Source organism: Xanthomonas sp. D-99 (assembly GCF_017746145.1).
GTDB classification, from domain to species: domain Bacteria; phylum Pseudomonadota; class Gammaproteobacteria; order Xanthomonadales; family Xanthomonadaceae; genus Xanthomonas; species Xanthomonas cissicola.
The window spans coordinates 5,578-8,717 of sequence record NZ_JAGHWU010000010.1; the positions used below are offsets into that span (position 1 = coordinate 5,578).

At 70.3% G+C, this 3,140-nt stretch carries 3 protein-coding genes; all 3 read left to right on the forward strand.

The annotated features are described in order from the left end of the window. On the forward strand, positions 1–182 hold a 182-nt coding region (locus tag J7360_RS04905), incomplete at its 5' end, for a YchJ family metal-binding protein (protein ID WP_280515166.1). 192 nt (positions 183–374) lie between these two features. Next, complete coding sequence (locus J7360_RS04910; RefSeq protein ID WP_033481624.1) at positions 375–581, forward strand: hypothetical protein; 207 nt, start codon at positions 375–377, stop codon at positions 579–581. A 177-nt stretch (positions 582–758) separates the two neighbouring features. After that, the gene (locus J7360_RS04915; protein ID WP_057664117.1) at positions 759–2,921 is read left to right on the forward strand and encodes a lytic murein transglycosylase; all 2,163 of its coding nucleotides are present in this window, start codon (positions 759–761) and stop codon (positions 2,919–2,921) included. Positions 2,922–3,140: the final 219 nt, after the last annotated feature.

The window sequence follows — 3,140 nt, forward strand, 5'->3', positions numbered from 1 at the left end:
AGGGCGGGCGCACCACCTGGCTTGGCCTGACCGTGCAGCGCACCCTCGATACCGGCCCCGAGACGGCTGAGGTGGTCTTCCTGGCGCGCTATCGCATCGGTGGCGGCAGCGCAGTCCGCATGACCGAACACAGCCGTTTCGTGCGCGAGGCAGGTCACTGGTTCTACCTGGACGCACGCTGATCCTCCACGTCGACCGTTGCCGCACCATCCAATCAGACGTCGCCAGCGACCGCGCGCCCCTCGATGCGCGGCCCACCAGGCCTGTTTCGCCCGACGAACGGTCTTCACCTCCCCTATTTGTCGACGCCGCGTTCGCAGCCGATCGCCGAAGCTTGCCGCCCAGGCGAACGCCGCCGCGGGGGGACTTGGATCATGGCAACCTTCAATCTCTGGCAATGGGTGCTTCTGGCGGCGGTCGTGTTCGCGATCGTGCTGCCGGCGTGCGTGGCCACTGCACTGATTCGCTTCGGCCCGCGCCACGATGCACCGCGCCATGCCCGCACCCGCCGAGTGACCGAAAACGCCCCGTCCGCGCCGGCCCTGTCGATGCTGACCGGGATCGCCGGCGACGGCAGCTGAGCCAGTCGGACCGCGGCACGATCGCTCGCATCGAGCCGCGGGCCTCACCCAGGAACGCATCACGCATCGCCATCCTGCACGCCTGCCACCACCCAGGTTGGCTATGCTCGTCGGCCCGACTTGCCGCGCAGGAGCACTCCACCGCATGACGTCTGCCCACCCGCCGGCCATTGCGCCATGACGCTGCCCCGGCGCGCGTTGCCGTTCGTGTTGGGACTGCTGCCGCTGGTCGCCTGCGCCGATCCGGCTTTCGATCGCTGCCTGACTGGCCTGCAGACCCAGGCCGCTGCCAAGGGCGTGGACGCCGCCAGCTTTCAGCGCTTCACCGCCGGGCTGGCGCCCGATCCCAGCGTGTTGCCGCTGCTGGATGCGCAGCCCGAATTCACCACGCCCATCTGGGACTACCTGGCCAGCCTGGTCGACAGCCAGCGCGTCACCGATGGCCAGGCCATGCTGGTCACCCACCGCGAACTGCTCAGCCGCCTGTCCGATCAGACTGGCGTGGACCCGGCGACCATCGTGGCGGTGTGGGGCGTGGAGAGCGATTACGGCCGCGTCACCGGCAAGCGCCCGCTGCTGGTGTCGCTGGCCACGCTGTCGTGCGCGGGCCGTCGCCAGCCGTTCTTTCGCGGCGAATTCCTCGCCTTGCTCAGCCTGCTGCAGCAAGGCGATCTCTCCGCCGATGGGCTCACCGGCTCCTGGGCTGGCGCGTTCGGGCAGACCCAGTTCATGCCCTCGACTTACGCCCGCATCGCGGTGGATGGCGACGGCGACGGCCGCCGCGATCTGGTGACCAGCATTCCCGATGCACTGGCCTCCACCGCCAACTACCTGGTCAAGGCCGGCTGGGAACGCGCCCGCCCGTGGGGTATGGAAGTCACCCTGCCGCGCGGCTTCGACGCCAGCAAGGCCGGGCGCACCCGCCGCCAACCGCTGCAGGCCTGGCAGAGCGCCGGCCTGCTCGGCACCGACGGCAAACCGCTGGCACCAACCGGGCTGCCGGCAGAAACGCCAGCCGCCTTGCTGCTGCCGGCCGGCGCCACCGGCCCGGCGTTGCTGGTATTCCGCAACTACGACGCGATCTACGCCTACAACGCCGCCGAAAGTTACGCGCTGTCTATCGCCCTGCTCGCCGATCGCCTGCGTGGCGGCCCCGGCCTGATCGCGGCATGGCCCACCGACGACCCCGGCCTGGGCCGGCCCGAACGACGCGAACTGCAGCAGTTGCTGCTCGCCCGCGGCTACCAGATCGGCGAGGCCGACGGCATGGTCGGCAGCGCCACCCGCCGCGCCATCCAGGTCGAGCAGACCCGCCTGGGCCTGCAACCGGCCGACGGCCGCCCCGGCCAACGCATCCTCGCCGCGTTGCGCGCCGCCCCGCCGGTCGCCGGCGCCGCCGCCATGCGCGCCACCGCGTTCAAGCTGCCGGCCGCTTACCCGGCCTTCGCCCAATCCCCCAGCGTCCAAAAGGCATCCCCCATGTCCGACACCACCGGCCTGACCACAGGCGATTTTCACGGGTTTCCGTCGCTGCTGATCGACACCCCGTTCTCCACTGCCGCCATCAGCCTGTTCGGTGGCCAGCTGCTCTCGTTCGTGCCCAAGGGCGGACAGGACGTGATGTGGCTTTCGCCCAGCGCCCAGCAACCGCCCACCCCGATCCGCGGTGGTGCGCCGGTGTGCTGGCCGTATTTCGGCCGCCAGGATCAGACCGGCGACGTTCCCGCCCACGGCTTCGTGCGCACGGTGGCCTGGCAACTCACCGAAAGCCGCCGCGAAGACGGCGGCACCGTGGTGCTCACGCTCACCCCGCCGCGCTTCGACGACCTGGCGCTACGCCTGCGCATGACGCTGCGCATCGGCCGCACGCTGGAGCAACGCCTGATCACCGAAAACACCAGCGCCGCCCCGGTGCGTTTCACCCAGGCGTTGCACAACTACTTCCGCGTCGGCGACGCGCTCAAGGTCAGCGTGCAGGGCCTGGATGGCCTGGACTATCTGGATAAATACGAGAACTACGCCACCGCCCATCGCCAGCAAGGCGACTGGAGCCTGCGCGACCCGCGCGACCCCGGTCGTAGCGACCGCATCTACACCAACGCCGGCGGCCGCTACACGCTCACCGACCCGGTGCTCGGTCGCCGCATCGTCATCGCCACCGAAGGCAGCCGCTCGCTGGTGGCCTGGAACCCGGGCGAAGAGGCCGGCAAGCAGATGGCCGACGTGGGCGAGGGCTGGCGCAACTACGTCTGCCTGGAAGCGGCCAATGCCGGCCCGGACGTCATCGAGCTCGCCCCCGGCGCCAGCCACACCCTGACCCAGACCATCAGCGTCGAGTAGCCGCCCAGGCCCGCGCTGCTTTCTACGCCAATAAAAGCAGCAGCGAGGCTTCCTTCTCCCACCGGGAGAAGGTGCTCGTAGGGCGGATGAGGGTGCGTGCGAAGCCTCGTGCACTCGGAATAATGCGGTGGCTTCTCCCCATACCCTCATCCGACCCCCGCCCCGCGCCCGGCCCGCGCCCGGCCCGCGCCGACGGTGCGGGCGCTCCAAGGCACGCGC

Bases quoted from the DNA above. Each gene is read 5' to 3' on its own strand.
- J7360_RS04910 (WP_033481624.1), top strand. From the start codon at position 375: ATGGCAACCTTCAATCTCTGGCAATGGGTGCTTCTGGCGGCGGTCGTG.
- J7360_RS04915 (WP_057664117.1), top strand. From the start codon at position 759: ATGACGCTGCCCCGGCGCGCGTTGCCGTTCGTGTTGGGACTGCTGCCG.